Source organism: Devosia sp. CAU 1758 (genome assembly GCF_054482695.1).
This window is the reverse complement of record NZ_JBTLRJ010000004.1, coordinates 370,745-396,996: the sequence shown is the minus strand read 5'-3', so window position 1 is coordinate 396,996 and position 26,252 is coordinate 370,745. Positions and strand designations below refer to the sequence as shown.

At 62.9% G+C, this 26,252-nt stretch carries 32 protein-coding genes; 8 read left to right on the top strand and 24 right to left on the bottom strand.

Annotation, left to right across the window (positions count from 1 at the left end; translation table 11 throughout):
• Positions 1-100: 100 nt before the first annotated feature.
• Together ACXYMS_RS15415 and ACXYMS_RS15410 are read right to left on the bottom strand one after the other, a co-directional pair.
• Positions 101-1,741, bottom strand: a complete 1,641-nt coding sequence (locus tag ACXYMS_RS15415) for a TadG family pilus assembly protein (protein WP_458907697.1) — start codon at positions 1,739-1,741, stop codon at positions 101-103.
• Positions 1,738-2,166 carry a TadE/TadG family type IV pilus assembly protein gene (locus ACXYMS_RS15410; protein ID WP_458907696.1) on the bottom strand — a complete coding sequence of 143 codons (429 nt, stop codon included), beginning with the start codon at positions 2,164-2,166 and terminating at the stop codon, positions 1,738-1,740. The genes ACXYMS_RS15415 and ACXYMS_RS15410 overlap by 4 nt, the downstream gene beginning before the upstream one ends.
• 184 nt (positions 2,167-2,350) lie before the next feature.
• On the opposite strand from ACXYMS_RS15410, the gene ACXYMS_RS15405 reads away from it, so the two are divergent.
• On the top strand, positions 2,351-3,142 hold the full coding sequence (locus tag ACXYMS_RS15405; protein ID WP_458907815.1) for a siderophore ferric iron reductase: 792 nt from the start codon (positions 2,351-2,353) through the stop codon (positions 3,140-3,142).
• Here ACXYMS_RS15405 and ACXYMS_RS15400 read toward each other — a convergent pair.
• A complete protein-coding gene (locus tag ACXYMS_RS15400) occupies positions 3,139-3,684 on the bottom strand; it encodes an SH3 domain-containing protein (protein WP_458907695.1) in 546 nt (181 codons plus the stop codon). The two genes, ACXYMS_RS15405 and ACXYMS_RS15400, sit on opposite strands and share 4 nt — an antisense overlap.
• 112 nt (positions 3,685-3,796) lie before the next feature.
• Between ACXYMS_RS15400 and ACXYMS_RS15395 the strand changes: the two genes are divergently transcribed.
• The 4 genes from ACXYMS_RS15395 (at position 3,797) to truB (ending at position 7,011) form a co-directional block, all read left to right on the top strand.
• Positions 3,797-4,816, top strand: coding sequence for a 2-hydroxyacid dehydrogenase (locus ACXYMS_RS15395; RefSeq protein ID WP_458907694.1), 1,020 nt, complete (start codon positions 3,797-3,799; stop codon positions 4,814-4,816).
• Between the two features lie 171 nt (positions 4,817-4,987).
• A complete protein-coding gene (locus ACXYMS_RS15390; RefSeq protein WP_458907693.1) occupies positions 4,988-5,653 on the top strand; it encodes a hypothetical protein in 666 nt (221 codons plus the stop codon).
• A gap of 33 nt (positions 5,654-5,686) precedes the next feature.
• Positions 5,687-6,100: a 30S ribosome-binding factor RbfA gene (gene rbfA, locus ACXYMS_RS15385; RefSeq protein ID WP_458907814.1), complete on the top strand. Its 414-nt coding sequence runs from the start codon at positions 5,687-5,689 to the stop codon at positions 6,098-6,100.
• On the top strand, positions 6,100-7,011 hold the full coding sequence (gene truB, locus ACXYMS_RS15380) for a tRNA pseudouridine(55) synthase TruB (protein WP_458907813.1): 912 nt from the start codon (positions 6,100-6,102) through the stop codon (positions 7,009-7,011). The genes rbfA and truB overlap by 1 nt, the downstream gene beginning before the upstream one ends.
• On the opposite strand, the gene ACXYMS_RS15375 is transcribed toward truB, so the two are convergent.
• From ACXYMS_RS15375 to ACXYMS_RS15350, 6 genes are all read right to left on the bottom strand, one after another.
• A complete protein-coding gene (locus ACXYMS_RS15375) occupies positions 7,001-8,134 on the bottom strand; it encodes an MFS transporter (protein ID WP_458907692.1) in 1,134 nt (377 codons plus the stop codon). The two genes, truB and ACXYMS_RS15375, sit on opposite strands and share 11 nt — an antisense overlap.
• 42 nt (positions 8,135-8,176) lie before the next feature.
• Positions 8,177-8,659, bottom strand: a complete 483-nt coding sequence (locus tag ACXYMS_RS15370) for an MmcB family DNA repair protein (RefSeq protein ID WP_458907691.1) — start codon at positions 8,657-8,659, stop codon at positions 8,177-8,179.
• Positions 8,652-9,842, bottom strand: coding sequence for an MFS transporter (locus ACXYMS_RS15365; RefSeq protein ID WP_458907690.1), 1,191 nt, complete (start codon positions 9,840-9,842; stop codon positions 8,652-8,654). The genes ACXYMS_RS15370 and ACXYMS_RS15365 overlap by 8 nt, the downstream gene beginning before the upstream one ends.
• Entirely contained in the window at positions 9,839-11,011 is a 1,173-nt protein-coding gene (locus tag ACXYMS_RS15360) for an MFS transporter (RefSeq protein ID WP_458907689.1), read from the bottom strand. The genes ACXYMS_RS15365 and ACXYMS_RS15360 overlap by 4 nt, the downstream gene beginning before the upstream one ends.
• A gap of 111 nt (positions 11,012-11,122) precedes the next feature.
• Positions 11,123-11,680: a response regulator gene (locus ACXYMS_RS15355; RefSeq protein ID WP_458907688.1), complete on the bottom strand. Its 558-nt coding sequence runs from the start codon at positions 11,678-11,680 to the stop codon at positions 11,123-11,125.
• Between the two features lie 88 nt (positions 11,681-11,768).
• Positions 11,769-12,641 (bottom strand): LysR family transcriptional regulator, encoded by an 873-nt coding sequence (locus tag ACXYMS_RS15350; RefSeq protein ID WP_458907687.1) that lies wholly within the window; start codon positions 12,639-12,641, stop codon positions 11,769-11,771.
• A 185-nt stretch (positions 12,642-12,826) separates the two neighbouring features.
• Between ACXYMS_RS15350 and ACXYMS_RS15345 the strand changes: the two genes are divergently transcribed.
• Positions 12,827-12,991 carry a DUF1127 domain-containing protein gene (locus ACXYMS_RS15345; protein ID WP_458907686.1) on the top strand — a complete coding sequence of 55 codons (165 nt, stop codon included), beginning with the start codon at positions 12,827-12,829 and terminating at the stop codon, positions 12,989-12,991.
• On the top strand, positions 12,988-13,995 hold the full coding sequence (locus ACXYMS_RS15340; protein ID WP_458907685.1) for an aldo/keto reductase: 1,008 nt from the start codon (positions 12,988-12,990) through the stop codon (positions 13,993-13,995). The genes ACXYMS_RS15345 and ACXYMS_RS15340 overlap by 4 nt, the downstream gene beginning before the upstream one ends.
• Before the next feature lie 52 nt (positions 13,996-14,047).
• Here the strand turns inward: ACXYMS_RS15340 and ACXYMS_RS15335 are convergent, their stop codons facing one another.
• The 10 genes from ACXYMS_RS15335 to ACXYMS_RS15290 all read right to left on the bottom strand — a co-directional run bounded on the left by ACXYMS_RS15335 (position 14,048) and on the right by ACXYMS_RS15290 (position 20,842).
• A complete protein-coding gene (locus ACXYMS_RS15335) occupies positions 14,048-14,401 on the bottom strand; it encodes a septal ring lytic transglycosylase RlpA family protein (RefSeq protein WP_458907684.1) in 354 nt (117 codons plus the stop codon).
• A 453-nt stretch (positions 14,402-14,854) separates the two neighbouring features.
• Positions 14,855-15,490, bottom strand: coding sequence for a peroxiredoxin (locus tag ACXYMS_RS15330; protein WP_458907683.1), 636 nt, complete (start codon positions 15,488-15,490; stop codon positions 14,855-14,857).
• A 165-nt stretch (positions 15,491-15,655) separates the two neighbouring features.
• Positions 15,656-16,186, bottom strand: a complete 531-nt coding sequence (locus tag ACXYMS_RS15325) for a CreA family protein (protein WP_458907681.1) — start codon at positions 16,184-16,186, stop codon at positions 15,656-15,658.
• Positions 16,187-16,328: 142 nt separating this feature from the next.
• A complete protein-coding gene (locus ACXYMS_RS15320; protein ID WP_458907680.1) occupies positions 16,329-17,147 on the bottom strand; it encodes an amino acid ABC transporter permease in 819 nt (272 codons plus the stop codon).
• Between the two features lie 116 nt (positions 17,148-17,263).
• On the bottom strand, positions 17,264-18,052 hold the full coding sequence (locus ACXYMS_RS15315) for a substrate-binding periplasmic protein (protein WP_458907678.1): 789 nt from the start codon (positions 18,050-18,052) through the stop codon (positions 17,264-17,266).
• A 123-nt stretch (positions 18,053-18,175) separates the two neighbouring features.
• The gene (locus ACXYMS_RS15310) at positions 18,176-18,469 is read right to left on the bottom strand and encodes an Rdx family protein (RefSeq protein ID WP_458907676.1); all 294 of its coding nucleotides are present in this window, start codon (positions 18,467-18,469) and stop codon (positions 18,176-18,178) included.
• Positions 18,466-18,924, bottom strand: a complete 459-nt coding sequence (locus ACXYMS_RS15305) for a Crp/Fnr family transcriptional regulator (RefSeq protein WP_458907675.1) — start codon at positions 18,922-18,924, stop codon at positions 18,466-18,468. The genes ACXYMS_RS15310 and ACXYMS_RS15305 overlap by 4 nt, the downstream gene beginning before the upstream one ends.
• 130 nt (positions 18,925-19,054) lie before the next feature.
• Positions 19,055-19,687 (bottom strand): DUF1236 domain-containing protein, encoded by a 633-nt coding sequence (locus ACXYMS_RS15300; protein WP_458907674.1) that lies wholly within the window; start codon positions 19,685-19,687, stop codon positions 19,055-19,057.
• 159 nt (positions 19,688-19,846) lie between these two features.
• On the bottom strand, positions 19,847-20,329 hold the full coding sequence (locus tag ACXYMS_RS15295; protein ID WP_458907672.1) for a glutathione peroxidase: 483 nt from the start codon (positions 20,327-20,329) through the stop codon (positions 19,847-19,849).
• A gap of 102 nt (positions 20,330-20,431) precedes the next feature.
• A complete protein-coding gene (locus ACXYMS_RS15290; protein WP_458907670.1) occupies positions 20,432-20,842 on the bottom strand; it encodes a VOC family protein in 411 nt (136 codons plus the stop codon).
• Between the two features lie 122 nt (positions 20,843-20,964).
• Here ACXYMS_RS15290 and ACXYMS_RS15285 point away from each other — a divergent pair, with 122 nt between their 5' ends.
• On the top strand, positions 20,965-21,504 hold the full coding sequence (locus ACXYMS_RS15285) for a TetR/AcrR family transcriptional regulator (protein ID WP_458907668.1): 540 nt from the start codon (positions 20,965-20,967) through the stop codon (positions 21,502-21,504).
• A 178-nt stretch (positions 21,505-21,682) separates the two neighbouring features.
• Here ACXYMS_RS15285 and ACXYMS_RS15280 read toward each other — a convergent pair whose 3' ends face one another.
• The 5 genes from ACXYMS_RS15280 to ACXYMS_RS15260 form a co-directional block, all read right to left on the bottom strand.
• A complete protein-coding gene (locus ACXYMS_RS15280) occupies positions 21,683-22,573 on the bottom strand; it encodes a hypothetical protein (protein ID WP_458907667.1) in 891 nt (296 codons plus the stop codon).
• Positions 22,574-22,835: 262 nt separating this feature from the next.
• Positions 22,836-23,813, bottom strand: a complete 978-nt coding sequence (locus ACXYMS_RS15275) for an ABC transporter substrate-binding protein (RefSeq protein WP_458907666.1) — start codon at positions 23,811-23,813, stop codon at positions 22,836-22,838.
• 20 nt (positions 23,814-23,833) lie between these two features.
• Positions 23,834-24,973, bottom strand: a complete 1,140-nt coding sequence (locus ACXYMS_RS15270; RefSeq protein ID WP_458907664.1) for an ABC transporter permease — start codon at positions 24,971-24,973, stop codon at positions 23,834-23,836.
• Positions 24,970-25,836 carry an ABC transporter permease gene (locus tag ACXYMS_RS15265; RefSeq protein WP_458907662.1) on the bottom strand — a complete coding sequence of 289 codons (867 nt, stop codon included), beginning with the start codon at positions 25,834-25,836 and terminating at the stop codon, positions 24,970-24,972. Before ACXYMS_RS15265 ends, ACXYMS_RS15270 begins: the two co-directional genes overlap by 4 nt.
• Positions 25,833-26,219 carry a hypothetical protein gene (locus tag ACXYMS_RS15260; protein WP_458907660.1) on the bottom strand — a complete coding sequence of 129 codons (387 nt, stop codon included), beginning with the start codon at positions 26,217-26,219 and terminating at the stop codon, positions 25,833-25,835. The genes ACXYMS_RS15265 and ACXYMS_RS15260 overlap by 4 nt, the downstream gene beginning before the upstream one ends.
• Between the last annotated feature and the right edge of the window lie 33 nt (positions 26,220-26,252).

Here is a 26,252-nt window from a genome sequence, read left to right as displayed (position 1 = left end):
CTCCCAGATGTACGTGCATCAGACTATAAGGCGCGGAGGGGAGTCGGAAGGGGAAAGTCGGCTATTTCTTTGACTTTCTTGGATGTGTCGCCCGCAGGCATCATCCCACCAGCACCGCATGGTCGCAGCGCACCCCATAGACGCGGATATCGGCCTCTCCCACGCCGAGCCCCAGGGCCGAGAGGATGCCCGCCACGGCCAGGTCGAGCGTGGGCGCCAGCGGCGCCAGAAGGTTTCGCACTGCCTGGGCGACGACGGAAGGCGAGGCCAGTCCCAGGCCCAGCACGTTGACCGACAGGTCCAGTTCGCCCAGCAGCGAGCCGGTGAGCGAGGAGACCAGGGTCTGGGTGGAGGCGGTCTTGAGCATACCGGCGCCGATATCGGCGGAGGAAAAACTGAGCGCAATTGGCGTTGCCTGGGCGATTTCGACAAAGGCGGAGCCGGTGACCTTGAGCAGCAGCCCATTGATCAACTGCGCCGGACCGGGCGTTGGTGTGGCGCCGAAATTATAGAGAGCGGCGTCACTCAGTTCGCCCAGCGCGAATCGCGCCAATCCGGGCCGGACGGCGATGCTGGCGCTGCCATTGGGCGTTGCGGGCGAGGGGCAGGTTGCAGCGATGACACGGGCTTCGGCATGGGCGAGGTCGAGCCAGAGAGGCAGTTTGACCGCCGCCCCAAGAAGCACGGGCCCACCCAGCATTTCGGCGCGGAGGCGCAGCCGGATCTGGGCGGTGTGCAGCACGGTATCGATGGGGCCAATGGCGAACCAGCCGCCCCCCTGGGGTGGCTCGCCCACGGATAGATCGAGCCTGAGGCTGAGGAGGCCCGGAACCCCGGCCCCCAGATTGAGTGAGACCTGGCGGTCACCATCGGAGAGGGCCGCGGCAGCCGTGAGAATTTCGAGCATGGAGAGGGAAATGGGGGCCGCACCGCCACTGCCCAGCCGCATGCCACCCAGCCGGCCCAGCGAGACCAGGCCCGCCAGCGGCACGGAATGGCCGGCGCCCCCCATGACGACAGACTGCAAGGCTGTGCGCAGCGGTCCGCTAGAGAGTTCCGCCAGTGTCGCGGCCAACACACCGGCATCGGCCTCCATCGCCAGCAACTCGTCATAGGTGCCGGCGGCGGTGCCCATCTGCAGGGCCAGGACATCGAGAAAAGTCAGGGCATTGACGCGGGCGTCGGCCAGCGCGGCATAATCGGCCACCGAGAGCGAAACACTGGTGCCCAGAAGATCGGAGAGCACCGCATTGGCGAGGCCGCCATGGAGACTGGCAAGGCGCGAGCCAACAGAAAACGAAACTTCGGGAGTGACGGCGGCCACGCCGGTGGCGCTGATGGCGGGCACCGGGGCGAAGCCGGCGGCAAAGTGCAGGGTGCCGGGACGTTCCAGGGTCACCGCCACGGCATTGAGCGGCAGGGCATGGGGTGCGAAGCGGCTGGCGATATCGGGGGCGGTCTTGTCGTAATGGCCAGTGATCACAGTCAGCCCGTCCGTGCTGGCCGGGGCAAGGAGCCGCGCTCCGGCCAGCACGGACTGGGCGATCTCGACGGCGCGGGAGGGATCGGCCGCCGCCGAAATAGAAGCCAGGTCGACTCCGGCCTGCATCAGCCGGCGCTCGTGATAAAGTGCGGCCGCATCTACCGCCACGGCCGAGACCACGGCCGACACCGCGAAGCCGAAGGCGAACAACACCGCCATATTGCCGCGCTCATCGCGGCGAAATTCCGGCCAATTCATATGCCGCCTCGCCTGATGGTGGCGCCATAGGCGATGGTCGAACTGGGCAGGGGGAGCGGTGGATAGAGATTCCAGATCGGCAGGAGCGTCGCGTCATAGCTGAGGCTGACCACATATTGGTTGGGGTCTGAGGGGCTGTCGCCGATGGCGTGAACCAGACGCGCCGGATCGATAAGCATATAGGCCGCGCCGTTGCGGGAGAGAAAATCTTCGACCAGGAGGTTGCGCTCCGCCTGGTCCAGCCCCGCTATGGCGGTGCGCGCCGCGTCGGCCGCCAATTGCTGAAGCGCGTGGGCGGCGCCGAAATAGATGCCATAGGCCAGCATGCCGGTGAGCATCAGCAAATAGACCGGGGTCAGAATCGCAAATTCAATGACGGCGGTGCCACCCTGATGCGTAAAGAAGCGGTCGCGCAGCCCTCGCATTCGAGCCTCCGGGCGAATGATCTGGTCTGTTGCAGCTTGCGCCCGGTCGATCCTTTGGCTGGTAAAGCGGGGCATTGGTGGTATTGCGGGCAGGGCTACGCACAAACCCCAAGCCGGGAGACGTCTTTTCTGGCGCGAGTGAAGCAGATAGGAGAGACCCGAAAGCGAGAGAGCTGCCTTGAAAGTGAGAAACTATCTGTTCGCCCAGAACGAGGACGATGCCGCGCTGACGCGGTTCATCGCCAATGCGGCTGCGGCCACGGGATTTCTCAAGGGCGCGCCGGGCGATCATTTGCCGGGCTGGCATACGCCCGGCCAAGATAATCGGGAATTCCTAAAAACGCTTTATGGGCGGCTCGCAGCGGCTTATCCGCAGGCGGGGCAGCCCTTCTACGCGGTACGGTTGTGGACGAACCTGACCTGGCAGCCGGCCTATCTGGCCGTGATAGCGGTGCATGTGCATGGCGCCCTACCAGCCATACATACGCTGTCGCAATCGCGCCAGAACCTGGATGTCGATGGTTACAGGCTGCGCGCCGGTCCGCAGATGCAGGGCGATGTGGAGAGCCTGATCGCAACCGCCGGGCGCGACCTGCGGGTCATGGGCGATGCTTTGCTGGGCGAGATCAACGGCGTCACCCGGCTCAAAAGGCTGACGGCACTGCGCCTGCTGGCCGACCGCATGCTGGGGCTCATGGTGCGCCTGAGACATTTTCGGTCCGATATCAGCATCGCCGACCAGCACCGCTATTGCGGGTTATGGCTGGAGGCGATGGGCCTGAACGGACAGGGCGAGCTGGAGGTGCTGGACCTTGGGGATGGGCGTCAGGTGGCGATCATGGCCCGCAAGGGATGTTGCCTCGATTACCTGGCTTTTCCCGAGCGCTATTGCGCGTCCTGCCCGAGGCGCGATGACACAGTGCGGCGCGAGCGGGAGCGCAGCAATATCCTGGCCGAGTTGGCTGCAGGAGATTAGTCGAACACTTCGCCGGGATAAACGCCCCAGAGCTGTTCCTGGGATATGTAGCCGGACCAGGTCTGGCTCGTGCCGTTCTGCCTGGCCAGGACATTGCACCAATTGCCGTCGCATTCGCTGATGCTGACGCGCAGGCCCGCCGAGAGGCGCGCCCGCGCGGCCGCATCGGTGGACCTGTCGGCATACATGATGACCTCGCCATTGGCCATCAGCGGGGTAGCGAACCCGGCGCGATTGCCCGAGAGCAGGCTCTGGTGCACCCAGCCCTCGTCGCCATCGACATCGCGAATCTTCCGCCAGGTATCGAATTCCTGAATGATCTCCACCGGCACGCCGGAAACCGTGTAGTTCCAGGCGATTTCGTAGCGCGTGCCCGGACCCACGCGCACATTGATGGGATGGGAGCGCGTGGTGACGAAGCGGGGCAAAGGCAGGCCGCTGGGATTGTCCTGCGCGAGGGCCGGGAGCATAGCAGCAGGACTGGCGCAAAGAGCCAGAAGGATCAGGAGAAAGGCGCGAAGGCGGCCGGTGAAGGCTGGCACAAACAACATCACTTTGCAGACGGGTTGGATTTGCCCTATCACTAGCAAAATATCCTTAATGGTCGCTGAAGGCGGCAGGTTCGCCGGTTCCATCGGCCCTTCAATGGTACGCATGACATCGCACAAACCCAAGATCCTGGTGACCAGGCGCCTGCCGGCGAGCATTGAAGCACGCATGGCAACTCTGTTCGAAACCGATGTCAACGATGCCGACCTGGCGCTAACCAGCGACGACATCCTGGCTGGGCTCATCGGCAAGGATGTGCTGGTGTCCACCATCACCGACCGCATCGATGCCGACTTGATCACCCGCCTGCCGCCCAGCGTGCGGCTGATCGCCCAGTTCGGCAATGGGGTGGACAATATTGATCTCGATGCCGCCTGGGCGGCCGGGCTGACCGTGACCAATACGCCCTCGGTGCTGACCGAAGATACGGCGGACATGGCCACCGCCCTGATGCTGGCACTGCCGCGCCGGCTGGTGGAAGGCACGCAGATGCTGCTGCGCGACCGGGCCTGGGCCGGCTGGTCGCCCACCTCGATGCTGGGCCACCGGTTGCGCGGCAAGGCGCTGGGCGTTGTCGGCATGGGCCGGATTGGCACCGCCGTGGCGCAACGGGCCCGCGCCTTTGGCCTCAATATCCACTATTATTCGCGCAATCGGCGGCCACCAGCGGTGGAGACGCCGCTTGAGGCCCAGTATTGGCATGATCTGGACGCCATGCTGGCGGCCGTGGACATTGTCTCGCTGCACACGCCGCTGACCCGCGAAACCCACCATATCCTTTCGGCAGCGCGGCTCGATGCGATGAAGCCGGGTTCCTATGTGATCAATGTCAGCCGGCCCGAACTGATCGACGAGATGGCGCTGATCGAGCGGCTGGAAAGCGGGCACCTGGCGGGCGCCGCCCTCGACGTGTTCGAGAACCGCAATGGTATCAATCCGCGCCTGCTGGCGCTGGCAGAAACCAATGATGTCGTGCTGACGGCACATATGGCTTCGGCAACCATGGAAGCCAGGGTCGAGATGGGCGAAGCGGTTATCGTCAATATCCGCGCTTTCATGGATGGCCACCAGCCGCCGCACCGGCTGCTGCCGGAAAACCCGCTGCCGCGCTCCGCTCGGGGATAGACCAGGGCTTTGAGTGTTGCAGCAAACCCGCAACCGGGCGGTGTTTTGACAATACGCAGCCCGCGGCCCTTGCACGCCTCCGGCTTGCCCCCTAATCGTCACCCTGTCGACGCGGCTGAGGGGCTTGCGCCAGCGACACTGATTTTTGTTTTCGGGTGTCAGGAGAACCCCGTGGCCTTGATGAACCGCGCGCTGGCCCCGATGGCCGCCCTAATCCTGGCGACGTGCCCTTCCATGGCGCAGGAAACAGCGGCCCTGCCCTTCACCAGCCAGGATGGTGCGCTGGTGCTGGAAACCATGGGCCAGAAGCTGATCCTGCCGCCGCCGGACTGGGTGAGCGCGGGCAGCGACCTCGACGTGCTTTCCAGTGAGGTTTCAACCCGGTTTCTCGAGGAGAGCGGGCAGGCGCATCTCGAAATCTATCCGCGGGGCGAAGGCGAGGCTTTCTGGACCAGGCTTTATGGCGCGCGGGTTTCCAACCAAGCGGGCATGTCATTGTCCGACTTCCGCTCGGTGGTGATCAATGTCTATGCTCGATCCTGCCAGCCCGAGGCGGTGGCGCTGTTCCAGCTCGAGCCGGATAGTGGCGATGTGCTGCCCCCGATGGGCTATGTCTGCGGCGCCTATCTCGACAGCTTTGCCGACTTCGCCGGCCAGGGCGAGGTGATGGTGATGGGCTTCTACAAATCCGATGTTGGGCTGGGCATGGTGTACCAGGAATGGCGCGGCGAGGCGTTCGACGCGGCCGACCCGGCCAGCTGGCCTGTAGATGCGGATGTGGTCGAGAGCCATTTGGCCCGCTTGCAGACCGAGGTAAGCCTCACGACAGCGGATTGACGGCAGACCCGGGAGGGCCTAATCCGCATGCCCATGAAAAAAGACAACAAGCCCGCTGGCCCGAGCCAGCGCATGCTGCGCGTCGGGGAACTGGTGCGCCATGCCCTGGCGGCCATGTTTGCCCGCGGTGACATCGAGGACGAGGCTCTTGCCGGCGCGGTGGTCACCGTGCCCGAAGTGCGCATGACGCCCGACCTCAAGATCGCCAATGCCTATGTGATGCCGCTGGGCGGCAGCCATGCCGATGAGATCGTGGAGGCGCTCAACCGCCACCGCAAATTCATCCGCGGCCGCGTTGCACCGCTAATCAACCTCAAATATGCCCCGGAAGTGCGCTTCTTCGTGGACGACACTTTCGAGGAGGCGGGCCGCATTGATGCGCTGCTGCGCTCCGACAAGGTCAAGCGCGACCTCGACGCCGATTCCGACGAAACCAGCGAAGACTGATTTTGAGCCAGCCCCGATCCAAGAAGCGCGCCATCTCCGGATGGGTCGTGCTCAACAAGCCATTTGATTTCACCTCCACCCAGGCGGTGGGCAAGGTGCGCTGGCTGCTCTCGGCCGCCAAGGCGGGCCATGCCGGAACGCTTGACCCGCTGGCGACGGGCATTTTGCCCATTGCCGTGGGCGAGGCCACCAAGGCCGTGCCGCAGGTGCAGGACGGCATCAAGGTCTATCGCTTCGCCATTGGCTGGGGCCGCGCGACCAATACCGACGACACCGAGGGCGAGGTCGTCGCCACCTCCGAGGTGCGGCCGGAGCGCGCGGCGCTCGAAGCCGTGCTGCCGCGCTTTACCGGCACCATTCTGCAGCGTCCACCGGCCTTTTCCGCCATCAAGGTGGATGGCGAACGGGCCTATGATCTGGCGCGCGCCGGCGAGACGGTGGAACTGGCCGAACGACCGGTGGATATCGACGGTATCGGACTGATCGAGCATGGCGCCGATGAGAGTGTGTTGGAAGTCACCTGCGGCAAGGGCACCTATGTGCGCTCGCTGGCGCGGGACATTGCGGTCGCGCTCGGGACCGTGGGGCATGTGACGCGGCTGCATCGCGCGGCCGTGGGCCCCTTCACCGATGCGGATGCCGTTACGCTGGAACAGTTCGAGGCCGCAGAGGCGGGTGAAATGCGCGACGGATTGCTCAAGCCGGTCTCGGCCGGGCTGGCCGGGGTGCCCGAAATCCGACTCGATGCCGGTCAGGCCAATGCGGTCAGCCATGGCAATGCCGTCTTGCTGACCGGGGCCGGGGCGCCCGTCTCGATGGATGAATGCTGGGTCAGCTTCAAGGGCAAGGTGCTGGCCACCGGCTCGGTGCAATTCGGCCAGTTCCAGGCGCGACGGGTGTTCAACCTCTAGGGCACAACTGCCCGGCCATGACAAAGGTCAGCACCAGCAGCGGGATAAGCATGGCGAAAGCCATGCGCACGCCAAAGCCCTCCGCCACGGCACCGATCAATACGGGGGCGCCCAGATTGACCAACTGGAAAACCAGGGTAGCGGCCGCCACGTTCTGCGAGGCAGGACGATCCCCCTGACGCGCCGCAGCCGAAAGCATCAGCGGGTAGAGGACGCAGATGCCGACACCGACCAGGACGAAAGCAAACAGCCCGATCCACGCATAGGGCGCCACTGCGATCAGCAGCAGACCCGTTATCGCGATGGCGGCCAGGATGCGCGCCACCCTCACCGGGCCGAACCTGTCCAGCACCTGGTCGGCCCTGAGCCGTCCCACGGCCATGGCAGCGACCAAGGCTGGGAGGGCCAGCGACTGCACCCAGGGCGCTACATCGAATGTGTCGCGCAGATAGATAATGGACCAGGCACGCGCCGCCCCTTCGGTGAGACCGGCGCCCAGGCCGAACGCCACCAGGCCCAACGTGGCCAGGGTAGGCAGGGCGAACCGGCGGACGACTGCGGCCGTATGGGCCCGCGGCGCCGTGACCGACATGGGAAGGACAATCGCCATCAATAGGGCAATCAGCAGCGGGGCAAGCAGGCCCAGATGCCAGGCGGGCGGTATGTTCAACCCGCGCATAGCCGCTCCGATCAGGGCAGTGGCTAAAAACCCCAGGCTCCAGATGCCGTGGCAGCTGTTCATGATCCGCCCGCCACTGGCGGCCTCGATGCGGTCGGCCTCGACATTGATTGCGATATTGGTGAGCGCGAAGCCGACCCCGTTGAGCGCCAGCATGGCGAACAGTGCCAATGGATGCAGCAGGATCCCGGCCAGAGCCGAAGTAGCAATGACCACCGGCAGGAACCACAGGATGACCTTGCGCGGCCCCACGCGTTCGATGATGGCGCTCGAGACCAGAAACATGGGCAGCCCGCCCAGCGGCTGCCCCATCAACACCAGGCCGAGCTGCGCTTCGGACAGTTTGTTGAGCACCTGCAGGTCGGGGATACGGGTCTGGACGGCACCGATGGCCAGGGCATGAACGAAGAACAGCGCAACGATGCGCCAATGGGTGGAAAGCATGAGACGGGTCTAAGCCATTGTTGGCACGGGGGAAAGATTGGATCAGATGCGGGGCCCCGGGTCCATCAGCACGTGGATGCGGTCGGCGCCGAGACGCGCGAGCTTGAGCATCAGCGCCTTGCGGCGGGCGGGGGCGAGCGGCGTGTCCGGGCTGTCGCGCAGGATGGCGCCGTCATGCCCATCGGCAACGATCAGGCCCTCGCTCTGGGGGAAGATTTCCGCGTCGAGCTCAGGAGGCTTGGCAAAGAAGAACCTGTCGGAAAATTCGCGGTATTCGGGCCATTTGCGATCGACCTGGAAATCGATGAGGCTCGATTTGATCTCGATGATCCAGATTTCGCCCTTTGGCCCCACGGCCAACACATCGGCGCGGCGGCCATTGGCCAAAGGCACTTCGGCGTAGCAGGCCATGTCGTGCCGCTCGCGCAGCATGCGCATGACGCCGCGCTGCACGCGCAGGGCCGTGGCCGACTGGCGCAGGTCGACAATGGGCGGCAAATCCTGGGGCGGCAGTTCCTCAGCCATTGGGTCCGAGCGGTTCGGGTGGCAGGCCCAATGGAGTTTCCACCCTTTTTGTGCCAAGCGCAAAACTCGATGCCCAGAGGCCCGCCAGCAGCAAGGGCAGGCAGACCAGATAGGAGGCGCGGATGTCGATGAATTCGGCCACGAAGCCGAGCAGCGGCGGGGCAAGGAAGAAGACAACCACGCTCACCTGACCGATGGCCGCCACATTGACCGCTGCCGGCCGGTCGGTGCGTTGAGCTGCGGCGGACACGGCGAGCGGATAGACCGCCGAGCAGCCCGCGCCCATCAGCGCAAAACCGGCCAGCGCCAGTTCGGGCCCGGGCGCGATGCCGACCAGCAGCGCACCGAGGCTGGCCGAACCCAGCATGACCATGGCGACATTGCGCGACCCATAGCGGGCGACGATGGGGTCGGCGGTCAGGCGCATCAGGGCCATGAAAAACGCGAAAAGTGTCAGCCCCATACCGCCAACAATTGGCTCCACGGCAAAGACATCGCGCATATAGATGGCCGACCAGTCGATGCCCGCCCCCTCGACGAGGAAGGCCGCAAAGCCGATGAGACAAAGCGGCAGGAGGCCGACATTGGGGAAGGCGAATGTGTGCCCGCCCACTTCGGTCTGGCTGCGTGCTGTCTTGGGCGTGTTGGTGGCGCCATAGATCAGATAGCCGGCGACCAGCACGATGATGAGGGCGACGAGCGCCAGATGGAGGCCCGCAGACAGGCCGGACTGGCGAATCATGGCGCCGAAGAGCGCCGTGAAGAAGAAGCCGACGCTCCAGAAGCCATGGGCCCGGTTCATGTAGCGCTTGCCGGTGAGCGTTTCGAGCCGGTCGATCTCGAGGTTGAGATTGATCTCCAGCGCCCCCGCCAATAGCCCGACCAGGACCAGCACCGCAAAGACGGCCGGCGCGGCCGGCAGCCAGGGGATGGTAGCAAAGAGGATGGCCGGACCCAGCGTGGAAATGAAGGCGGTGGTGCGGAAACCCAGCCTTTCGACGATGGGTGCCCCGGCGGTCAGCGAGATCAGCGAGCCGATGGCCATGCCGATCATGGTGAGTCCCAACTGCCCCTCGGAAACGCCGAGATGGGTCTGGATTTCGGGCAGGCGCGCCATCAGCGCGCCCGTGGCCACCGCGAAGGAGAAGAAGCAGGCATAGATGCGGTGCTGGGGCGCGATCATGGCGTCACGAGCCGGGTCACGGGACGGGGCGCCAGCACCTGAGCGGTGACAATGCCCAGGGCCACAAGCGGCAGGCCGACGCCGAAGGTCCACTGGATGCCGAAATGCTCGGCGACATAACCCAGCAGCGGCGGCCCGAGGAGGAAGGCGGTGAAGGAGAATTGCGCCAGCGCCGCCACGTTGATGGCTGCGGGGCGGTCGGTCTGCTGGGCGGCAGCCGACATGGCCAGCGGGAACAGGGCGCTGGAACCGATGCCAATCAGAGCAAAGCCGAGATAGGCCGACCAGGCGACAGGCGCGAAGAAGACGATGATGACGCCCAGCCCCAGAATGGTCAGCAGCACCCGCGCCACCTTGACCGGATTGTAGCGCTCGACAAAGCCATCGGCGAAGAAGCGGGCAAAGGCCTGCGAGCCGGCGACGACCGCCACAGCAAAGCCCGCCCAGAAAGGTTCGGCCTGGAAGATGTCGTGCATATAGATGGCCGACCAGTCGATACCGGCGCCTTCCATCAGCATGGCCGACAGGCAGACGCCCACCAGCATCATGATGGTGAGGGTCGGCTTGGCCAGGCGCGGTGTCTCGTCGGTGCTGGAGCCGGTGCGATGAGCGGCAGGCTGGAACTGTCCCAGCACGACGAGGGTCGCCACCAGCACGACCGGGATCATGATGAGCAGGTGCCATTGGGGGGCGAGGCCGGTCTGGGCGATGAAGGCGCCCACCATGCCGGCGGAGAAAAAGCCAAGACTCCAGAACGCGTGGGCGCGGCTCATGATGCGCCGGCCGATGGCGTGTTCGACCCGGTCAGCCTCGATATTGATAATGATCTCGATGCAGCCAATGGTGAGGCCCACCGGCACCAGCAGCAGGAAGAACATCAGGGGCCCTTGCGCCCACATGGAGAGCGCATAGAGTACCGAGAGCAGGGGAATGGCGGCGAGCAGCACGCGCCGATAGCCCATGACCTCGATAAAGCGCCCGGCAAAGGTCAGCGAAATCAGCGTGCCGACAGCCGAGCCGATCAGCGCCAGGCCAAGCTGCCCCTCGCCCACGCCCATGGCTTCCTGGATGTCGGGAAGGCGGGGAAACATTGACCCCATGCAGAAGGAATAAACAAAGAAGGCCCCGAAGACCTTGATCTGGGGCGGCAGCGCAAGGCCGAATCGCATTTTGGTAAAGTGCTCAAGAAAGATCGATAGGCTAAGCTAGGCCATTTCCGCAGGGCTGAGAATAGACCTGCAGGAGACGCAGAATGGTTTATTGCAACGATTGCATTCGGGTCACACGGCAGCCGGCGCAAAATGGTCGTCGCGGACTACATTGACGCCGGTCATCAGGTTACGCACGATTTCGAGACGCCGGAACTGACCGCCCTTGCGATTGTCATGGGACGCAGCCTGCTGGCCATTGCGCCCTCGCCGATCCGGCCCGAAATAGTTGGGTGTCTCGTAATAGACGAAGTTCTGTCCGACCTGGCGCGACACCCGTTCCAGCACCCGCTTGCGGGTGAAGGGCATGGTGATGATGTCGTCAAACCCCATATTGAGACAGGCATTGATGATCTCGACCGAGGGGCTCTCGGCGAAATAGATCAGCGGCGAAAAGCGCAGTCGCCGTGCAGTGCTGAACCGTACCGCATCGGCCACGCCGCGTAGCGAGCCAAGATCGTCGGTGGCGGCGAACAGGAAATAACAGAGCGGCGTCGACTGGGCCTGTCGCTCAGCCTGGGCAATGGTCGAAAAGGGAGCGACCCCGCCAAAGCCGAGTCCCCGAGCCATATCCAGAAGTGCCGCTCCCGGCCCGCTTTCGGGGCCCACGACATAAGCGTATGCGCGCATTGCATCGCCGCCAATATTACTGCGTCCAGCTGGAATACTGGTCGCAAGCTACTAACATAGCGCTAATGCAAGATATTTTCTACGGACACTATTTATTCTGGCGCGCCTCGCCTCGAAAGAGCGGCGCATGTTCGCGCATGAGGGCGGCGATGCGGTCTGTGACGAGGCGGACGGCGGGGGCGTGGCGTTCCTCATGGTGGCAGACCAGCCATTGCTCGGTTTCCAGTTCCGGGATCACGCCCGCCATGCGGGCAATACGCGGATCGCTATCGCCCACAAAGCAGGGGAAGACCGATATGCCGGCCCCGGCCGCCACGAGTTCGAGCACGCTCATGGCATCATTGCCGCGGGTCGCGACGCGGTCGCCATGGCGGGCATGGAGCCAGCGGGCCGACTGGGTCTGGCTACCCTCCCCCGCTACGCCGACGAAATAGCCAGCGGCCACGCCGCTGATCAATTCAGGGCGGGCGTAGAGCCCGTAGGCCACCTTGCCAACAAGCCGCCCGGCCAGCCATTGCTCGGTGGGGCGCTGGTTCCTGAGGCCGATATCGGCGTGTCGGCGGCCGATATCGACCTTGTGGCTGGCGGTGACCAGTTCGAGCGCGAAGCGGTCGGCGGCGGTCCAGATGCTGGCGATGTGGCGGGCGAGGAAGGCCGAGGTCCAGGGCCCCGCTGAGACGCGCACCACCCGCTCACCAATGGCACCGTCCTTCCAGCGCTTGAGCGAGAGCATGGCCGCCTCCACCTCCTCGGCCCGCAGCAGCAACTCCTCGCCCGATGGGGTCAGGCGATAGCCGGTCTGGCTGCGCAGGAAAAGCGGCTCACCCACCTGATGCTCCAGCGCTGTCACCCGGCGCCCCAGGGTCGCCGCCGAGAGGCCCGTAGTCTGGGTCGCGGCAGTCAGCCCGCCCAACCGCGCGACATCGAGAAACAGGCGCAGATCATCCCAGGAAAAATCCATTTTTCATTCCTGCAAAGTGTATTGCGTTCTCGACCGTAGCGCAGGTCACTGGGCCTACGCAATAAAGGTTGCGACGAGGCCTGGACGTGGCCTCGCAACTGGCCATGTAGCGCCAAAATTGCAATGCGAACGCCAAGCGTTTGCAGCCTGGTTTTTGCATGCCAATCAAACGAGGAGACGACACCATGTTCGAACCCCTGACTCGCCGGCTGCATGACTGGCACATGCGCAATGTGACCCGCCGCAAGCTGTCCATGCTCGACACGAGGATCCTCGCCGACATGGGCATTGAGCGCGACCAAATCGACGACTTTGTCGCCAGGCTCAATATCGAGGGAGATCGCAAATGAGCACCGAACGCATACAAGGGCGCTACCTGGGCCGGACCGGCCGGACCGCAGCGCCCATTGGCCTCGGCTGCTGGGCCATTGGTGGGCACTTTACCCTTGATGGCCGCAATGATGGCTGGGGCGAGGTGGACGATGCCCAATCGATCCGCGCCATCCAGATCGGCCTCGACCTCGGGGCGAGCCTGATCGACAGCGCCGATGCCTATGGCACCGGTCATAGCGAGGAGGTGATCGGGGCGGCAATCAAGGGGCGGCGGAGCGAGGTGATCATCGCCACCAAGTTCGGATTTACCTATGACGCAAGCACGCGGGCCCTGCTGGGCATTGATGTGACGCCCGCTTACATAGACTGGGCCAATGCGCAATCGCTCAGGCGACTGGGCACCGATTGTATCGATCTCTACCAGATCCATCCGGGCGAACTGACCGAGGCGCAAGCCGACGCAGCAGGGGAAGCACTGGAGAGGCTAGCGAAGGCGGGGCGCATCGGCGCCTGGGGCTGGAGCACGGATGATGCGAAGGCGGCGCGGCGCATGCTGAAATTCCCGCATTTTGCCGCCGTGCAGCAGGAGCTCAATGTGTTCCATGACGGGCCGGACATGCTCGCGCTCTGCGCCGAGGCGGGGCTGGCCAGTCTCAACCGTTCGCCGCTGGCCATGGGCCTGCTCTCGGGCAAGTTCAGCGCCGACATCCGCTTCGGCAATGGCGATGTGCGCGGGGCTGGACATGGCTGGGTCAAGCATTTCAAGGACGGGGTACCGACGCCCGAAGCGCTGGCGCGGCTCGAAGCGCTGCGGGACCTGCTGACCAGCGGCGGGCGGAGTCCGGCCCAGGGCGCGCTCGGGTGGATCCTGGCGCGGTCGCCGCACACCTTCCCCATTCCCGGCTTCAAGACCGAGGCGCAGGTGCGCGACAATCTGGGCGCGCTGGACAAGGGGCCGCTGCCGGCAGCGGTGATGGCCGAGATCGCGGCGGTGCTCGCCTCCGAAATCGAGCCGGCATGACAAGGGCCGCCCGGTTGCCGGGCGGCCCTTTAATCTTGCAGACGGGGTTGACCTAGCGCTGCGCGATGCAGACTGAAGTCACGCCCTTGTTCTGGAAGCCCAGGGCCGCTGCGGCGCCCTTGGACAGGTCAATGATACGCTTGCCGTGGAAAGGACCACGGTCGTTGATGGTGACCTGAACTTTCTTGCCGGTGCTCTGATCGGTCACTTCAACCTGGGTGCCGAAGGGAAGGGTCCGGTGCGCCGCGGTCATGGCGTTCTGGTCAAAGGTCTGCCCGGATGCTGCGGTCTTGCCGTGAAATCCGGGACCGTACCAGGAGGCGCCGCCACATTGGGCATAGGCTGCAGGAGATAAAAGGAGGAGGGCTGCGGCCGATGCGGCGGCGAGAACGGCTTTATTGGTCAATGGTCTAGAGGCTCACTGAAGTTGTCGATGACGCTTCAATAAGGGCAGTTGCGGACCGAATATTGGCGAGCCGCCGGATGTCGGATTTCGAGGTCCAATCTGCGGCAAGAAGAGCACGGATTTTCGCGCCCGCTAACGAACGCACTCCGCCTCAATCGGAAAACTGTAGAAATTGAATCCATGATCTCTGGTGAGAAGCGCCTTTCTCCCACCGGTATGCGACACATCGGGGAACCGATTTGCTCGGTGTGGCCCATGCGCAACGGTTCCTGCAAACCGTCTCAATCCGGCACATTTGCCGCCTTGCAAGCCGGGAAGGACAACCGAGGGGACGGTCTGGCGGGGCGCAATGCGGCACGAATGTGGCACCAACATACCCCACTCGACAAAGAAAAAGGCGATGGTGGTGCCATCGCCCTCAAGTTGGTCAGGGAGAAACGGAGTGCCGGGGGATCAGTCCTGCGGCTGTGGCACAATTCGAAGATAGGGCTTCAGTTCCTTCCAGCCCTCGGGATACTTGGCCTTGGCCGCCTCATTGGTCACGGCCGGGACGATGATGACGTCCTCGCCGTTCTTCCAGTTCACCGGGGTCGCGACCTGGTGCTTGGCAGTCAGTTGCAGACTGTCGATGACGCGCAGGATCTCATCGAAATTGCGGCCGGTGGAGGCCGGGTATTCGATCTTGAGCTTCACCTTCTTGTCCGGCCCGATGACGAAGAGCGAACGCACAGTCAGCGTGTTGTCGGCATTGGGGTGGATCATGTCGTATTTGCGCGCGACCTCACCCTCGGTATCAGCCAGAAGCGGGAAATTGAGGGCCGACCCCTGCGTTTCCTCGATGTCCTTGGCCCAGCCGGCGTGGTCCTCAAGCTTGTCGACCGACAGGCCCAGCACCTTGACGCCGCGCTTTGCGAACTCATCCTTGAGCTTGGCGGTGTAGCCCAGTTCGGTCGTGCAGACCGGGGTGAAGTTCTTGGGGTGGCTGAACAGCACGGCCCATGAGCCCTCGATAAAATCGTGGAAGTGGATGGAGCCCTCGGTGGAGGCGAGGGTGAAATCTGGAGCGGTATCTCCGATCAGGATTGCCATTTTTGTCTTCCTTTGCCCGCTGCTCGCGGGTCCACTGTTTGTAGATTGAAGAATATCGTGCACGCACCCGCCGCTTGAAGCGGCATAAGCGGAAACGCTTTGCCTAGTTGGGGCCGAGTGCGGCAAGGCTTTGCGGCGAGGTGGGGCAGCTCAGAACAGCGCCGATTACTCGCCTACAACCATGACCGACCCCTGCATCGGCTGGGAGGCCGGCGCGCCGTTCTCCCAGGTGACACCAAGGCCGTTGAGCGGCACCACCGAGAGGCTCATCTTGCCCGAACCCTGCTGGATCTGGCGGGCATGAGCCAGGTAGATCAGCGCATTATTGGCGCTGTCATAGATGCGGGTCACGCGCAGCGACTTCCAGATCAGCGAGCGGCCCTGCTGGAAGATTTCCTCGCCGCCGCCGCGCATGGAAATATCGCCCACCGTAATTGGTCCCACGGCCGAGCAATCGAGCGCCGAGTAGGAAGGGTCCTCGAACCAGTTGCCCTGGCTGATGCGATCAATGAAGGAGCGGTTGAAGAAGGAGAGATGGCACACCACGCCGTCGACATCGGGATCGGCCACGGCCTCGATGGAAATGTCATTGCCGGTCCAGTCGACCCCGACATTGCCCACCTCGTTGCGATTGCCACAGGCAGCAAGCGAGATGGCGGCGACAGCGACGATGGCAAGGCGGGCGATGGGATGCATGGGGTCCTCCGGAGTGGTGGGTCGAAGATGGGGTGGAGGGCGGCCCGGTGCAAGGTCATTGAGCAAGCCGCGACGTCGCGCCCCCCGCCTTGCAGAGAGGGAGGCGAAGGAACGCAGCATACATGGTGGCGAGGAAGAAGGGCTACCGCACCACTTTTCCATCCATCGCCTTTTCCAGCCAGCGCACCAGCAGCGAGAGCGAGATGGTCATGGTGAGATAGAGGAAGGCGACGACATTATAGGTCTCGAAGAACAGGAAGCTCGAGGAGGCCGAGAGCTTGCCCAATTGAGTGATGTCCTGCACCCCCAGGGCCGACACCAGCGCCGAATCCTTGACCATGGATACGAAATCATTGCCCAGCGGGGGCAGGATGGTGCGCAAGGCCTGCGGGAAGATGACAAGGCGGAAGCAGCGCCAGCGGGAAAGGCCAAGCGAACGGGCCGCCTCGATCTGACCACGGCTCACCGCCTCGATGCCGGCGCGAAAAATCTCGGCGATAAAAGCCGAATAGCAGACGGTGAGCGCGAAGATGGCACGCCAAACGAAATCGAAGCCGCGCACTGTCGCCGGTTCAATCCAGCCTATGCCGATCAAGGGCGACAGGAGCCAGTTGAAACCCGCCACCATGGCCGGGGCGGCGACGAAGGCGATGTAGAAGAGAAAGACCAGGATGGGGATGCCGCGGATGATCTCGATATAAAAGGTCGCCAGTTCGCGCAGCATTCGATTGCCCGAGGTGCGCGCCAGCGCCACCAGCAGCCCCAGAATGGTTGCAGCGCCGAAGGCGAATATCGTCACCCAGAGCGTGGTGACGACGCCGCCCGAAAGGGTGCGGAAAATAGACGAATAAGTGCCATCGGCGCTGATCGCCCAGAAGCCGAGCACGAACAGCAGTCCAATGGCCAGCAGCCACCAGGGCATGCGGGAGAGGAGCGATGGCGGGCGGGGGCGATAGGTCATGGGCGGTCTAAACGCTGGCGTCGGCGTGGCGGATGGGCCGGAACCCCCACGCTTGAACCCTCACGCAAAGGGGAGGGTTCAAGGGTGGAGTGAGACCGCTCTCAGTGGTCAGCGGATTACTCCGCCGCGTATTCGAAGAACCAGTAATTGATGCGTTCGTCGAGCCAGCCGTCGGTCTTCATTGCAGCCAAGGCGGCATTGACGGGTTCTACGAGATCCGAGCCGGGGGTGAGGATGAAGCCGAAGGGGTCGGACTTAATGGCATCGCCGGCCTGCTTGAAGGCCCCGGGATCGGCGCCGATATAGCCGGCCGAAGCGGCCTGGTCAGCGATCACCGCATCGACGTCGCCGGCCTTGACCGCCTGCACGGCAGCACCAAAGCTGTCGAAGGTTTTGACACGGGGATTGGCCTCGTCGCCATCGAGCACATCATAGATGGCGGTGTAGAAGGAGGAGGTGCCGGCCTGGGCGCCGAACAAGAGGTCGGTGTTTTCGGCAAAGCTTCCCGGTCCTGTGATGCGTTCTTCGTCGGCACGGACCAGAAAATATTGCTCGACGGTGATGAAGGGATCGGTGAAATCGACCTGCTCTTCACGCTCGGCAGTGATGGTGATGCCATCGGCGCCGATGTCAAACTGGCCGGTGCGCACGCTTTCGATCATCACGTCCCAGGCGGTCAGGTCCCACTCGACCGTCGCATTGAGGCGCTTGGCGACCTCGTTGATGACATCATATTCGAGCCCGATGCCCTGCCCGTCGGGGCCGGCGAAATTGAGCGGATAATAGGCATTTTCGGTGACCGCATGGATGGTGCGCCCGCCGAGATCGGGCAGGTCCTGAGCGGCAACCGGCCAGGCGGCCAGCACCATGGCGGCGCCGGCAAGAAGAGCGGATTTGATGTTCATGTCTTGATCGTCTCCCGGAGTGATTTACCCGGAGACTAGACCAAGCGCGTGGACCTTGGGAATGGGGTGCCGCTGGGCTTCCACCATCTCGGCATGCATGCACTCAGGGCAATTGAGAACCCGTTACTGTTCGAGATTGATCCGGTCGACATGACCGAGGTCCCGGTCAGGGTCGATACGGTCGCGCAACTTCTGCTTGAGCAGGCGGATATCGGGGAAGCCGCCATCGCGCTTGCGCTCCCAGAGCAGTTCCTCGTCGAGATGAATTTCGAAGATGCCGCCGGTGCCGGGGATCAGTGTCACCCGATCCAGTTTGGTCGAGAAGGTGGAGAGCAGTTCCTGGGCCATCCAGGCCGAGCGCAGCAGCCAGTTGCACTGGGTGCAATAGGCGATGGTAACCGATGGCTTGCCAGTCATTTCCGCTTCTTGCCGGTCTCGGCCGGATCGATCAGGGTCGATAGAATCTGGTCGACCAGATCGAGATCCTGCCGCTTGCCGGCGGACTGCTGCTGCAAATCCACCAGGTAGGAGGTGGTGTAGTAGAGCCTCCGGGCCAGCATGGTGGCGATGTGCAGGCTCATCTCGGGATGCCCATCGAGAAAGGTGAGCGCGTCAGGAATTTCATAGGCCCGAACCGGCGACAGCGCCTTGACCGTGGCCGAATGGGGCATGTCGAGGAGCACGGCCAGTTCCCCGAAAATCGAGCCGGGCTCATCCACATGGGTGACCTGGGTGCGTTCGCGAACGACTTCTACCTGGCCCTCGATCAAGATCAGCAGCTTTCCAAGCCGTTCGCCCTCGGGCAGCATGACTTGGCCGGACTTGAACCTGATCTCGGCAAGATCCGCGCAATAGTCAAGAATATCGGCCATCGGCACGCCTCCACAGACCGGCCTTTTGAGCCGCCGGCATCTGTCTCAGGTGCGAAATCTAAAGCATTGGTAGAACAAAGCAAAGCCGCCCGAACGATCGTCCGGGCGGCCTTGCTGCGAGAAACTGAGTTTACTGAACCCAGACCACAGTGCGCGAGGAGCTTTCCACCAGCGCTGGGCGGCCGTCGATATAGACATACCCGTAGAAGGAGCTGTCCGGGATGGTGTTGATGCTGACGTCCTCGGGCAGGACATAGCCCACAACCACATCGCCCTCGGCATTGATGGGATCGACTGGGTTATTGATGGCGAAGTCTGCGGCGGACTGGTTCACGACATAGCCGGGGGAATAAACCACGGTATTGCTGTCGAGCGCCACGATCCAGACGCGGCCATTGGCGTAGAAATAGCCATGGTTGTCGTCGCCTTCGATCGGATAAACAGTCACCTCGGCGGGAATTGCGGCGCCAACGTCAAGAGAACCCTGGATGGTCACCGTCTCAACCGGATTGTTCCCGACATATTCAATGGTCGAGGATTCAATGCCAGCTTCGGCGCCGATCACCGCACCGGCGAAGCCCCCGATCACCGCGCCGATAGGGCCGCCAGCGAGAAAGCCGAGCGTTGCACCGCCGGCCGCGCCGCCAGTAGCACCGATGGTAGCGCCAGCATTTGCATCAACGGTACCGCTGGTCTGCGCCATGGCCGGCAGCGAAAAGGCAAGCGAAATCACGGCCACGGAGGCCAGAAGGGTCTTTTTCATTGTGTCATTCCTTCTACTGGCGGCTAATGCCGCCTTTTTTTTTTGGCAAGGGGAGCACGCCGGGGCCGGCGAGCTCGTATCCGCCCCTTGCGAAATGAACGGGAATGCCACCAATCCGTTCCACAGCGGAATGAATGTGATGAGAGCTGTGGCGATGGGCTACAGCAGCGGTTCGATATCAGAACGGATATCCGCTGGTTCCGTCGTCGGGGCGTAGCGCGCGACCACGGCGCCGTCGCGATCGATGAGAAACTTAGTGAAGTTCCACTGGATGGCCTCGCTGCCGGGCGGGCCTAGTGCGGATTCTCTCAACCACTCGAACAGCGGATGAGCGGCGTCTCCATTGACATCGATACGCTCGAACATGGGGAAGCTGACGCCATAGTTAGTGGCGCAGAAGCTGGCGATCTCGTCCGCCGTTCCCGGCTCCTGTTCGCCGAACTGATTGCAGGGAAAGCCCAGCACGACCAGGCCGCGCTCCCGATAGGTCTGGTAGAGCGTCTCGAGGCCCTCATATTGCTGGGTGAAGCCGCAATGGCTGGCGACATTGACGACGAGCACCACATGGCCAGCGAACTCGCCAAGTGATTGTGGCGTACCGTCGAGCCGATTGGCGGAGAAGGCGGAAAGGGTTCTGGGCATGAAAGGCTCCGGGTGTGGGGCACCCAGAGCTAGCACAGGTCGGTCGTGCGGCAATGAGGCGCGGCGCCGCGCCGTGCCTCTTTTTCTCGTCCTTCCTTTCTCTTAGCCCTGTTGGGCGGCCAGCCATTCCGGGTCGGGATCGATGGGGGTGATGATGTCGATGAGGACACCATTGGGATCGGAGACGATCAGGTGGCGCTGGCCGAATACCTCGTCGCGCAGGGGCTGGGCAATGGTGACGCCCTGGGCGGCGAGGCGCTCGGCCTCGGCTGCGGCATCCTCGACGTAGAAACTCAGGATGAAGCCGCTGGTGGGCTGGCGGCCGGGCTCGGGGATGGAATCATGGGTGTAGTCGATCAGCGCCATTTCGAAGACCCCTTCGGAATGGCCGCGCAGATGCACATACCAGTCGCTGACAAAGACCGGCGTGAAGCCGAGATGCTTCTGATAGAACGCGGCGCTGGTCGCGACGTCGCGCACATGGATGAGCGGAAACATGCTGGTGAACTTCATTTTAGTCTCCTTGCGATGCGTCTGAGTTAGATACATACTGCATGTATCATGTAACTAACATACAGGCAGTATGTATGCAAGAGGCAAGACGAACGCAGGAAGAACGGCGGGAAACGACGCGCATGGCGCTGTTGCGGGCCGCGCGATCGCTTTTTGCCGAAAAGGGTTATGCCGGAACCGGAACGCCGGAAATTGTTGCTGCGGCCGGGGTGACGCGCGGCGCGCTTTATCACCACTTTGCCGACAAATTGGCGCTGTTCGAGGCCGTGGTAGAGGATGAGCATCGCGCCGTGGCAGAAGCGATCACAAGCGTCGCCGAGGGCGCAGCAGCGCCAGCGGACATGATTGAGGCCTTGGTGACCGGTGGAGAGGGGTTTCTCGCCGCCATGCAGGACGAGGGGCGCCGACGCATCATGCTGATCGACGCGCCGGCGGTGCTGGATCGCGAGGCGCTCGATGCCATCAACCAGCGCTATGGGCAGAGGACGCTGGTCGAGGGCGTGCAATGCGCGGTGGATGCCGGTGTGCTGCGGAACGTGGCGGTTGAACCCACCGCCCAACTGCTCGGTGCCCTGTTCGACCGTGCGGCCCTGGCACCCAGGGCAGAACTGGACGCCTATCGCGCCGCTATGGAGGCGGTGATCCGAGGACTGCGGAAGTGACCCCGTGCCTACTCGGCTTGATGCGATAACCAATAGAAATGAAAAGGCGGGGCTTGCGCCCCGCCTTTGGTTGTTCTGGTCAGAAGACCAGGAAGAGGATGATAATCAACCAGATCGGCACGCCGATCAGCCAAAGCAACAGTCCGCCCAACATGGCATTTCTCCTTTCTGGCTCAGATCAGAAGCGACGGAAGACGCTGGGGAAAGCAGCGTTCTTGTCGCGATGGTTGCCGCCCTTCTGTGCCGCCCAATAGGCGCCGATAGCGGCGACAAGCGAAGAGGCAGCAAGGAGGAAGGCGGCGATGATGGCCGTGTTGCGGGCAATACGGGCAGCTTCGATAGCTTCCTGGCGGGCGGTTTCGACATCGGCAATGACCTGATCGACACGCGCTTGGGCTTCTTCTGGTGCCAGGCCAGTATTTGCAGCCACGACATTGGTCAGATAGGTGCGGTCTTCCTCGGCAACAGCGCCATTCTCAAGGGCTGCCCGAGCGAAAATGCGGCTTGCTTCGTCGCGGGCCACGCCCGGATCGGAAGGCGTGTTGGCGCGGAACAGGGTGTCAACGAAATAGGCATTGGGGTCCATCATTTCCCCCGAGCCTTCGGCCGCATTGGAGGCTGCCGTGGTGGCCGTGGACAATGCCGAACCAACCATGCTTCCCGCCGTTCCCAGACCGCTGACAGCGAGCATGGCACCGATAATCAGGGCGCCGCCCCAGACCAGGAGGCCATGGGCACCATCGCGCATGTCGCTTTCGTCTTCACTGGCGTCATAGTGGCGCCGACGCAGGCGGCCGGTGAGATAGCCGCCAGCCATGAAGGACGATATCTGCACCCAGAGGAACCAGCTGGCCGCAGCAATGCCAATCAAAACCGGCGCCGCACCTTCTCGGGCGTTGAAATCTATGAAGTTAAGGCCAATTGCGGAGCCGAAGCTGATCAGCACCAGCGAGATTGCAGTGGCGAAGACAATGCCGGCAATAATCGCGGGCCAATCGACGTAGCTCGTCTCGGCGGTTTGGGTTTCAGTTTCGACGACGGCGATGCCGGCCGGTGAATCCATGCTCATGATGTTCTCCTCCTGAACTGGCTCAAGCCAGGCCGATGAAAGAGAGGATGGCCAGGACAATGACCACAAGGCCAACGAGGTAGATGATCGAGTTCATGTGAAAGCCCTCTTTTGAGTGACGCAATGGCATAACAACTTCGAGAGGAGCCAATTCGTTCCCAAAATGTGGCAAAGCCCGCCATATTGATCCGGTCATGCCCGAGCCAACAAAAAGCAGGCGGGGATCGCTCCCCGCCCGCTCTCTCCGTTCAGTATGCGCTGCCTATTTCAGCGCGTCGGTGACGACGGTCGTGTAGGCACCCTCGGGCTCGGCGGTAATGATCGCCTGGTCGAGCAGAGCCTGCACGGTGCGCTCATAGGTTTCCATGTCGAGGGCCGGGTCGGTGGCGTCGACCAGCTTAGTCACTTCGCCCACCATGTAGAGTTGGTGCTCGATCGTGGCGGCGCCGGTATCGTCCATGTCGACGACGATCTGCGCGGCCTCCTCAGGGTTTTCCAGGGCATAGGCCCAGCCCTTCATCGAGGCCTTCACAAAGCGCGTATAGGCATCGACCTTGGCCGGATCGGAGAGCGAGTCTTCCATGACATAGAGGCCGTCTTCGAGCAGGTCATTGCCCATCTCGGTATAGTTGAAGATGGTGAGGTTATCGGGGCCATAGCCGGCATCGAGCGCCTGGCCATATTCATTATAGGTCATGACCGAGATGCAGTCGGCCTGGCCCTGGATCATGGGCTGGATATCAAAGCTCTGCTGGAGGACGGTGACGCCGCCTTCCGAGCCATCGGTGGCGATGCCTTCCTTGTTCATCCATGCAAAGAACGGATATTCATTGCCGAAGAACCAGACGCCTAGGGTGTGACCGGGGAAATCGGCGACCGAGGTGATGCCGGTTTCTTCGGGGCAGATCATCATCAGGCCCGAACGCTTGAAGGGCTGGGCGATATTGACCAGTGGAACGCCCGATTCACGGGCGGCCATGCCGGCGGCCATCCAGGTGACGATGATGTCGGCGCCACCGCCGGCAATGACCTGTTCGGGGGCGATGTTGGGGCCGCCGGGCAGGATGGTGATGTCGAGGTTTTCCTCGTCATAGAAGCCCTTGGATTCGGCGACGAGATAACCGGCGAACTGCGCCTGGGTCACCCACTTCAATTGCAGTGTCAGCGCGTCCTGTGCAAAGGCCGGTGCGATGCCCAGCGCCAGGGCGCCGGTGAGCAGACCTGCGATCAGCTTCTTCATTTTTACGTTCCCATTCCCTGTTACGCCCGTCCACCACGGACAGACGGATGCCAGAAGGTGACGCCCCTTTCGATGAGAGCGATCACCCCATAAAAGGCGGACCCCGCGACCGCCGCAACAGCGATCTCCGCCCAGACCAGGTCGATGGCGAGACGCCCCACCCCGGTCGAAATCCGGAAGCCCATTCCCACAATGGGCGTTCCGAAGAATTCCGCTACGATTGCGCCGATCAAGGCCAGAGTCGAGTTGATCTTGAGGGCGTTGAATATGAAGGGGCCCGCAGCGGGAAGCCGTAACTTCATAAGGGTTTGCCACGAGGAGGCGGCATAGGTGTGCATGAGGTCGCGCTCGATAGCGGAGGCTGCGTTGAGCCCCGCCACCGTGTTGACCAGCATGGGAAAGAAGGTCATGGCAACAACGACGGCGGCCTTGGACTGCCAGTCGAAACCGAACCACATGACCATGATCGGGGCGATGCCGATAATGGGCAAAGCCGACATGAAATTGCCGATGGGCATGATGCCGGCCTTGAGGAAGGGCGAGCGGTCGACAAGGATCGCGACGCCGAGGCCCGCAAGGCAGCCCATGGCATAGCCGGGCAGCACGGATTTGACGAAGGTCTGCACGAAATCGGCCCAGAGCGTGGGGACTTCCGAAGTCAGCCGCGCCCAGATGGCCGATGGCGGCGGCAGCAGCACCGGCGGCACATTGGCGCCGCGGGTGACGGCCTCCCAGAGGATCAGGAGAGTCAGACCGAAGGTCAGAGGAATGATCAAGCCCGTTCCAGTTTCAGGCAGCCTACCAATCCGGATGGCGGCCGATAGTCGCTCGACGAAATTCCACGTCAGCAACCAGAACGCGGCAAGGTACAGCCAGTAAGCAGGGCCGACTTCGGCTTGGTATGTCTCTCCAGTGCCCGGTAGCAACAGCCCTGAACAAAAGATCAAGATCGCACTGACACCAGCAGCAAACACGCCCCAGCGTGTCCAGAGGCCAATGATGGCGCTAGCAAAGAGCCCTGCCATGGGCAGGATGAAAATGGGGAATATCAGACCCTGCTGATAGGTTGACCCATCTGCAACCAGTTCCGGCATCAGCGCGGCGACCACGACGCATACGAGCCCCAGAATGGCTAGCCAACGACCCTGAACATGCCTCATGCCCGTGCCCCCATGCGAGCATTGACCCATTTTTCTGCTGTGCCCACCACGGCCACCAGAATTGCCGCCAGGCCTGCCGCGATGAACAGGGCGGCCCAGATCTGCACCGTCTGGCCATTGTAGGAGCCGGTGAGCAGGCGCACGCCGAGGCCGCCGCCCGAGGCGTTGGACAATTCGGCGACCACGGCGCCGATCAGCGAAATGGCGATGCCGACCTTCATCGAAGCGAACAGGAACGGCATGGCGGCAGGCCAGCGCAGCTTCCAGAAAGTCTGCCAGCCATTGGCGTCATAGGTGCGCATCAGATCGAGCTGGATACCCTCGGGCGAGCGCAGGCCTTTGACCATACCGACCACCACCGGGAAGAAGCTGAGATACATTGAGATCAGCGATTTCGGCACAAGGCCGGTCAGGCCCACCGCGCCAAGGCCCACCACCACCATAGGCGCCACGGCGAGGATAGGAATGGTCTGGCTGGCGATAATCCAGGGCATCAGCGAGCGGTCGGACGCATCATTGTGGATGATGGCCACGGCCAGCAGCACACCGAGCGCGGTGCCAAAGGCAAAGCCGAGCAGGGTCGCCGATAGAGTGATCCAGCCGTGATAGGCCAGCGAGCGCTTGGAGTTGATGTCCAGCGCCACCGTGGCGTTCCATATCTCTCCGACCACTTGATGCGGCGATGGCAGGACAGGCTTGTCCTGCGCCCAGGTCTGCTGCGCAAAAGTGATGAAGGGGACATCGACCAGGTCGGCGCGGGTATTGAGCCTCTCCTGCCAGGACGCGTTCATCCCAATGGCGGCGGCGTACCAGATGACGAGGAGGGCGAGGAGAATGGTGAGGACGGGGAGGATGCGGGTCATGGCTTGGCGCCTTGGGTAAAGCGCACCTCTAGCGCTACCTCTCGATCGGAATTGGCGTCGCGCAGAGTCACTTTGAAGCCAGCTGGCCCATGCGGATCATCGTCGGCTATGCCGAAGCGCAGATCAACCAGGGTCGGGTGCAAGATGTTCGGCCCTCTATAGGGACCGGCATAGCAAACCTCGTTTGTTGCCACTTGCCTGGAGCCTGAAGGATCGAAGGCCTCTGAGTCGCATCGTATTTCGGCCTTTCCGTCTATCGCTTCTGCGTTGCTGAAGACGATGGCAAGCGAGCCCCAATCGCCCGGCACAAAATGCGACTTCCCCGAGAACTGCGGGACTTCCGGTCGGGCGAACATGTCGTACCAATCCAGGTCGTCGGTCACCACGAGCAGTCCTGTGAACTGTCCGTCGCTGGC

Bases quoted from the DNA above. Each gene is read 5' to 3' on its own strand.
- ACXYMS_RS15350 (WP_458907687.1), bottom strand. From the start codon at position 12,641: ATGGATTTTTCCTGGGATGATCTGCGCCTGTTTCTCGATGTCGCGCGG.
- ACXYMS_RS15360 (WP_458907689.1), bottom strand. From the start codon at position 11,011: ATGCGATTCGGCCTTGCGCTGCCGCCCCAGATCAAGGTCTTCGGGGCC.
- ACXYMS_RS15325 (WP_458907681.1), bottom strand. From the start codon at position 16,186: ATGCATCCCATCGCCCGCCTTGCCATCGTCGCTGTCGCCGCCATCTCG.
- ACXYMS_RS15410 (WP_458907696.1), bottom strand. From the start codon at position 2,166: ATGCGAGGGCTGCGCGACCGCTTCTTTACGCATCAGGGTGGCACCGCC.
- ACXYMS_RS15330 (WP_458907683.1), bottom strand. From the start codon at position 15,490: ATGGCAATCCTGATCGGAGATACCGCTCCAGATTTCACCCTCGCCTCC.
- ACXYMS_RS15315 (WP_458907678.1), bottom strand. From the start codon at position 18,052: ATGAACATCAAATCCGCTCTTCTTGCCGGCGCCGCCATGGTGCTGGCC.
- ACXYMS_RS15340 (WP_458907685.1), top strand. From the start codon at position 12,988: ATGAGCACCGAACGCATACAAGGGCGCTACCTGGGCCGGACCGGCCGG.
- ACXYMS_RS15300 (WP_458907674.1), bottom strand. From the start codon at position 19,687: ATGAAAAAGACCCTTCTGGCCTCCGTGGCCGTGATTTCGCTTGCCTTT.
- ACXYMS_RS15310 (WP_458907676.1), bottom strand. From the start codon at position 18,469: ATGACTGGCAAGCCATCGGTTACCATCGCCTATTGCACCCAGTGCAAC.
- ACXYMS_RS15320 (WP_458907680.1), bottom strand. From the start codon at position 17,147: ATGACCTATCGCCCCCGCCCGCCATCGCTCCTCTCCCGCATGCCCTGG.
- ACXYMS_RS15345 (WP_458907686.1), top strand. From the start codon at position 12,827: ATGTTCGAACCCCTGACTCGCCGGCTGCATGACTGGCACATGCGCAAT.
- rbfA (WP_458907814.1), top strand. From the start codon at position 5,687: ATGAAAAAAGACAACAAGCCCGCTGGCCCGAGCCAGCGCATGCTGCGC.
- ACXYMS_RS15275 (WP_458907666.1), bottom strand. From the start codon at position 23,813: ATGAAGAAGCTGATCGCAGGTCTGCTCACCGGCGCCCTGGCGCTGGGC.
- ACXYMS_RS15365 (WP_458907690.1), bottom strand. From the start codon at position 9,842: ATGATCGCGCCCCAGCACCGCATCTATGCCTGCTTCTTCTCCTTCGCG.
- ACXYMS_RS15395 (WP_458907694.1), top strand. From the start codon at position 3,797: ATGACATCGCACAAACCCAAGATCCTGGTGACCAGGCGCCTGCCGGCG.
- ACXYMS_RS15285 (WP_458907668.1), top strand. From the start codon at position 20,965: ATGGCGCTGTTGCGGGCCGCGCGATCGCTTTTTGCCGAAAAGGGTTAT.
- ACXYMS_RS15265 (WP_458907662.1), bottom strand. From the start codon at position 25,836: ATGACCCGCATCCTCCCCGTCCTCACCATTCTCCTCGCCCTCCTCGTC.
- ACXYMS_RS15370 (WP_458907691.1), bottom strand. From the start codon at position 8,659: ATGGCTGAGGAACTGCCGCCCCAGGATTTGCCGCCCATTGTCGACCTG.
- ACXYMS_RS15270 (WP_458907664.1), bottom strand. From the start codon at position 24,973: ATGAGGCATGTTCAGGGTCGTTGGCTAGCCATTCTGGGGCTCGTATGC.
- ACXYMS_RS15305 (WP_458907675.1), bottom strand. From the start codon at position 18,924: ATGGCCGATATTCTTGACTATTGCGCGGATCTTGCCGAGATCAGGTTC.
- ACXYMS_RS15290 (WP_458907670.1), bottom strand. From the start codon at position 20,842: ATGAAGTTCACCAGCATGTTTCCGCTCATCCATGTGCGCGACGTCGCG.
- ACXYMS_RS15415 (WP_458907697.1), bottom strand. From the start codon at position 1,741: ATGAATTGGCCGGAATTTCGCCGCGATGAGCGCGGCAATATGGCGGTG.
- ACXYMS_RS15295 (WP_458907672.1), bottom strand. From the start codon at position 20,329: ATGCCCAGAACCCTTTCCGCCTTCTCCGCCAATCGGCTCGACGGTACG.
- ACXYMS_RS15355 (WP_458907688.1), bottom strand. From the start codon at position 11,680: ATGCGCGCATACGCTTATGTCGTGGGCCCCGAAAGCGGGCCGGGAGCG.
- ACXYMS_RS15280 (WP_458907667.1), bottom strand. From the start codon at position 22,573: ATGAGCATGGATTCACCGGCCGGCATCGCCGTCGTCGAAACTGAAACC.
- ACXYMS_RS15375 (WP_458907692.1), bottom strand. From the start codon at position 8,134: ATGCTTTCCACCCATTGGCGCATCGTTGCGCTGTTCTTCGTTCATGCC.